General features: G+C 60.6%; 4 protein-coding genes and 2 pseudogenes. 5 read left to right on the top strand and 1 reads right to left on the bottom strand.

The genetic code is table 11. The features are described 5' to 3' along the window. Positions 1 to 102 precede the first annotated feature (102 nt). Positions 103 to 417 (bottom strand): hypothetical protein, encoded by a 315-nt coding sequence (locus tag GSQ76_RS21680; RefSeq protein ID WP_158746204.1) that lies wholly within the window; start codon positions 415 to 417, stop codon positions 103 to 105. Between the two features lie 147 nt (positions 418 to 564). Between GSQ76_RS21680 and istA the strand changes: the two are divergent. The 5 genes and pseudogenes from istA to tnpC all read left to right on the top strand — a co-directional run. Then, positions 565 to 1,476: pseudogene (gene istA / locus GSQ76_RS21675) on the top strand (IS21 family transposase); the annotation flags it as partial. A 227-nt stretch (positions 1,477 to 1,703) separates the two neighbouring features. Beyond that, positions 1,704 to 2,932, top strand: a protein-coding gene (locus GSQ76_RS21670; RefSeq protein WP_408837052.1) for an IS3 family transposase whose coding sequence is annotated in 2 segments (ribosomal slippage) — positions 1,704 to 2,040 and positions 2,040 to 2,932 — 1,230 coding nt in all. Because the reading frame shifts where the segments join, the coding sequence is not laid out codon by codon here. Between the two features lie 33 nt (positions 2,933 to 2,965). After that, positions 2,966 to 3,319: pseudogene (gene tnpA, locus GSQ76_RS32835) on the top strand (IS66-like element accessory protein TnpA); the annotation flags it as partial. Beyond that, on the top strand, positions 3,319 to 3,663 hold the full coding sequence (tnpB, locus tag GSQ76_RS21660) for an IS66 family insertion sequence element accessory protein TnpB (protein ID WP_158746205.1): 345 nt from the start codon (positions 3,319 to 3,321) through the stop codon (positions 3,661 to 3,663). The pseudogene tnpA and the gene tnpB, both read left to right, overlap by 1 nt. Positions 3,664 to 3,730: 67 nt before the next feature. Next, positions 3,731 to 4,726: IS66 family transposase (tnpC, locus tag GSQ76_RS21655; protein WP_158746202.1), on the top strand; the 996-nt coding region annotated here is incomplete at its 3' end.

Below are 4,726 nucleotides of genomic sequence, written 5' to 3'. Positions count from 1 at the left end.
TCGCAAGCAATTTCTTGATTCCGGTCAAGCCGAGCACGCTCTAAAACACCAAAACTCGAACAAATCTTTCCTTGCAACTATTATAGGTGAAATTCGACTATACTAATCATATTGCGCCTCTACATGCAGAACGGAGCCGACGCGCTCTGGCGTCAGGCTCATGATCTGCCGCGGCACGATTGCCTTGCGCAGCTGGTGGCCCAGGTGCTTCTCGTGCGCGACCCGCAACGCCGAGGCGGCTATCTTGGCGATTTTGCCGGCGTTCCTGACCACCGGCGATGCCATCAAGCCGGTTAGGCCGAACAGTGGGCTTGAAATGTCGACGCCAGCCCGTGGTAGCTGAGCCCCTGCGCGAGGCGGCGCGCCACGATCCGCACGCGGCCGTTCTGCAGATTCCGGGGTGATCGCGCTCACCATTCCGAGATGATGGCGCCCACCATTCCGGGATGATGCCGCCCACCATTCCGGGATGATGCCGCCCGTGGTGAAGGGACGGCAGGGCATTCGTTGGCCCGATAAGGTCGCTTCATTTTGGAGGGACCTATGCCAACGGAGAGGATTGCGATGCGCCGAGTGCGCGAGATGTTGAGATTGCGGTTGGACGCCGGCTTGGCGACGCAAGATGTGGCGCGTCGGGCGGGGGTGGCGCCCTCGACCCTGCGGGAGATGTTTCGCCGGTTTGGGCGTTCCGGTCTGACGTGGCCATTGCCTCTGGACCTGAGCGACACTGATCTTGAAGCCCGGCTTTACGGTCCAGCGGGCACCAAGCAGGGGCATCGGCGAAGGGCTGAGCCTGACTGGGCTGCGGTGAGCCGCGAGCTGAAGCGCAAGCACGTCAGTTTGCAGGTTCTTTGGGGCGAGTACATCGAGGTCAATCCAGAGGGTTATCGTTACAGCCGCTGTTGTGAGCTTTATGCCGCCTGGGAACAGCGCCTTCCCGTTACGATGCGGCAAACGCATCTGGGCGGCGATAAGCTGTTTGTCGATTACGCGGGTGACACCGTTCCGGTGATCATCGATCGGCACAGCGGTCATATTCAGGCTGCCCATATCTTCGTGGCAGTGATGGGCGGATCAAGTCTGAGATTTGCCTATGCGAGCTGGACCGAGACGCTGCCGGACTGGATTGACGCCCATGTCCAAGCCTTCACTTATTTCGGCGGTGCGGCTCGGTTATTAGTCCCGGACAATGCAAAAGTCGCAGTGATCAAGGCTTGCCTCTATGAGCCACAGACGAACCGCACCTATGTCGACATGGCGACGCACTATGGAACGGCTTTATTGCCAGCGCGCCCGCATCGGCCGCGCGATAAAGCAAAAGTAGAGGCTGCAGTCAGAATCGTCGAGCGTTGGCTACTGGGACGAATGCGTCATCGCCGTTTTTATAGTCTAGCCGACGTCAACGCCGCTATTGCCGAACTCCTGGTCCATCTCAATGATCACCGCGTGCTGCGTCACATCAACCGTAAGCGTCAGCTGGGCGACGCCTTCCGGAGGGCGGGTTGATCTTCGATACTGTCTCCTATGGAACAGTCTGTTGCGATGCAGGTGGGTGAACAGTCGAACGAGCGCTCGAACGAGGCTCGTTCGAGCGCTCGTTCGGAGCAAATCGACATGCGAGTCAGGCCGGTGGAGCGGCCCCCATTTCGACCGGACACCTGGCGCAACCATGAGGACCTAGGCTTACGCCTAGGCATGCGCCTATGCCCAATGATCCCACGCGGGTTGAAATCATCACCGGACACGAACGCCGCCGCCGTTATACTGCCAATGAGAAGCTCGCTTTGGTCGACGCCACCATGCAGCCTGGGATGACGGTCTCGGCCGTCGCCCGTCTGCACGGCGTCTCGCCAAGCCTGCTGTTCAAATGGAGGCAACTCATGTCCCAGGGCGGTCAGGTCGCCGTCAAAGCCGATGAAGATGTCGTCGCAGCCAGCAAAGCCCGCGATCTGGAACTGCGCGTCCGTGAGCTGGAACGCCTGCTCGGCCGTAAGACCATGGAAGTCGAGGTGCTCAAGGAAGCGCTCGCCGCCGCTCGGGAAAAAAAGCTCGTCTGGCAGTTGCCGTCGCCGCCACGGGACGCTTCCCGGTGAAGGTTGTGGCCGACACGCTCGGCATCGCCCGGTCTCATCTCGTCAAGCAGCTTTCTGGCGGCGCCAAACCCCGCGGCCGCTATCAACGGCAAGGCGATGACGAACTGCTGGCTGCCATCCGCCAATTGACTGATGCTCGCCCGACTTACGGCTATCGGCGGATCACGGCGCTCTTGAACCGCGCTCGCCGCGCATCCGGCGCCGAGCCGATCAACCATAAACGCGTCTTTCGCCTCATGACGCAGGGCCATTTGCTGCTCCAACCGCATGTCGGCCATCGGCCGATCCGCGCGCATGAAGGCCGCGTCATTGCCTTGGCATCCAATCAGCGCTGGTCTTCCGACGGCTTGGAGATCAGCTGCTGGAATGGCGAGGTCGTGCGCCTCGTGTTCGCCATCGACACCTGCGACCGAGAAATCATCGCTTGGCAGGCCAGCACCGGCGGCATCAGCGGCGAGATGGTGCGCGACCTCATGCTGGCCTGCGTCGAACGGCGGTTCAACGCCCTCCGGGCACCGCAGCCTGTTCAATGGCTGGCGGATAACGGCTCCGCCTATGCCGCCCGTGAGACACTGGAATTCGCCGTCGCGTTGGCCCTGGTGCCTTGCTTCACGCCCGTCCGCAGTCCGGAAAGCAACGGGGTCAGCGAGGCCTTCGTGAAGACCCTCAAACGTGACTACGCCCGCATCCAACCTCGTCCGGATGCTCTCACTGTTCTGCAACAGCTGCCGAGATGGATCAACGATTACAACGAAAATCACCCACACCGCGGCTTGCGCATGCGCTCACCTCGTGAGTTCATTCGCTGCCAATCGCAACCTGCCTCGTGTCCTGTTTAACGGGGGCAACTCCAGCCGGAACGGCATCGCCGGTGGTCACCTGAAGAGCGCCTTCGGATTGTTAAGGAGACGCTTCTGCCTGGTGCGGTGATCTCTGCTGTTGCCAACCGACACGGTATAGGGACTGGATTGCTTTACACTTGGCGCAAGGAGCTGCTGACGACGGCGGTCAGTGGCTTCGTTCCGGTTGAAGTGTCAGCACCGGCGTCTGCGATTGCTCCTGCCTATTGTTCCGCGTCAGCCGCGACGAACATCTCGCCGAAGCAGGCCAGACAGTCCAGTGGTCGGATTGAGATTGAATTCCCTCACGGCGTTCGCGTCCGTCTGGATGGTGGTGTTGATGAGGCAGTGTTGCGCTGCGTGCTTTCGGCGTTGGATGCTGAGTGATGCTGCCGGCGGGAGAGGTGCGTATTTATCTGGCCTGCGGTGTGACGGATATGAGAAAGGGCTTCCATTCTCTGGCAGCTCAGGTTCAGACGTCGTTGCTCCATGACCCGTGTAGCGGTGCACTGTATATTTTCCGTGGTCGGCGTGGCGATTTGATAAAGATCCTGTTCTGGGACCGGCAGGGTATGTGCTTATATATCAAGAAAGCCGACCGTGGCCGGTTTGTTTGGCCGCAGGCCAAAGAAGGGGTCGTATCGATGACAATGGCTCAAATGTCTATGCTGTTGGAATCGATTGACTGGCGTGCAACTGCCTGGACAGCCAGGCCGGAACTGGTGGTTTGAACTGAGGTTTTAGCGCAGAGACTGCGATGAGGCTGGTACGGCAGGTGTGGATCAGTTAGAGTTCGGCATGGCGCCACCGCTATCGCCCGAGCAGCAAATTGCTGAACTTCGCCAAGCCCTGGCAGAGCGGGATGCTGTGATTGCCACGCATAGTGCTGAGGCCGCCATCGTCCAAGCCAGGCTGACGACGGCCTTGCTGGAAATCGAGCACATCAAGGTTCAGTTGGCGTCGCTGCGTCGTCAACGCTACGGGCAGTCCTCTGAGAGGCTCGACAGCGATATTGCCCAGCTTGAAATGCGCCTTGAGGATTTCGAGGAGACCTTCGGTGAACAGGCGGCGGCGAACCCCAAGCTACAGGAGCCCGACACCAGGCCCCAGGCCCCATCGCCCTGCAGACCGACGGGACGCAAACCCCTGCCGGCGCACTTGCCCCGGGAGATTGTGGTGCACGCCCCGCAGATTGCTTGCAGTTGCGGTAGCTGTGACCCGGTTCGGCTGAGCAAACTGGGCGAAACCGTCACCGAGGTGCTGGAAAAGATCCCTGCCAAGCTCAAGGTGATCCAGCATATCCGGCCCAAATATGTCTGCCGCTTGTGCGAGACGATCTTCCAGGCGCCTGCACCTGATTTGCCCATTGAGAAGGGGCGGCCCGGACCCGGATTGCTGGCGCATATCGCCATCTCGAAATACTGCGATGGTATCCCGCTCTACCGTCATGCTGTGATCCTTGCCCGGGAGGGGGTGAACATCGATCGCGCCACGATGGCGGTGTGGATGGGACATGTGGCTTGGTGGGTGACGCCCCTGGTTGACTTGATCGGGCGTACCATCATGGCCCAATCGGTGATCTGGACCGACGACACGCCAATCCGCACTTTGGCTCCGGGGACTGGCAAGACCCAGTTGTCCCGGTTCTGGTGTTACGCCGTTGACCCCAGGCCCTACAAAGGCTCGGGCCACCCGGCGGTGCTCTATCGCTATAGCCCCGATCGCAAAGGCGGAGTGGGCAAAGGTTCCACCGGCGGTAGCCGGTGGAATGCCCACGGAGGTGAGCGGCCTCGC

It is taken from the genome of Acidisphaera sp. L21, from assembly GCF_009765685.1.
GTDB lineage: Bacteria > Pseudomonadota > Alphaproteobacteria > Acetobacterales > Acetobacteraceae > LMUY01.
The sequence above is the reverse complement of the archived record's forward strand: the minus strand, read 5'-3'. Positions and strand labels throughout refer to the sequence as shown.

Coding starts and splice junctions, on each gene's coding strand:
- GSQ76_RS21680 (WP_158746204.1), bottom strand. CDS start 417: ATGGTGAGCGCGATCACCCCGGAATCTGCAGAACGGCCGCGTGCGGAT.
- tnpB (WP_158746205.1), top strand. CDS start 3,319: ATGCTGCCGGCGGGAGAGGTGCGTATTTATCTGGCCTGCGGTGTGACG.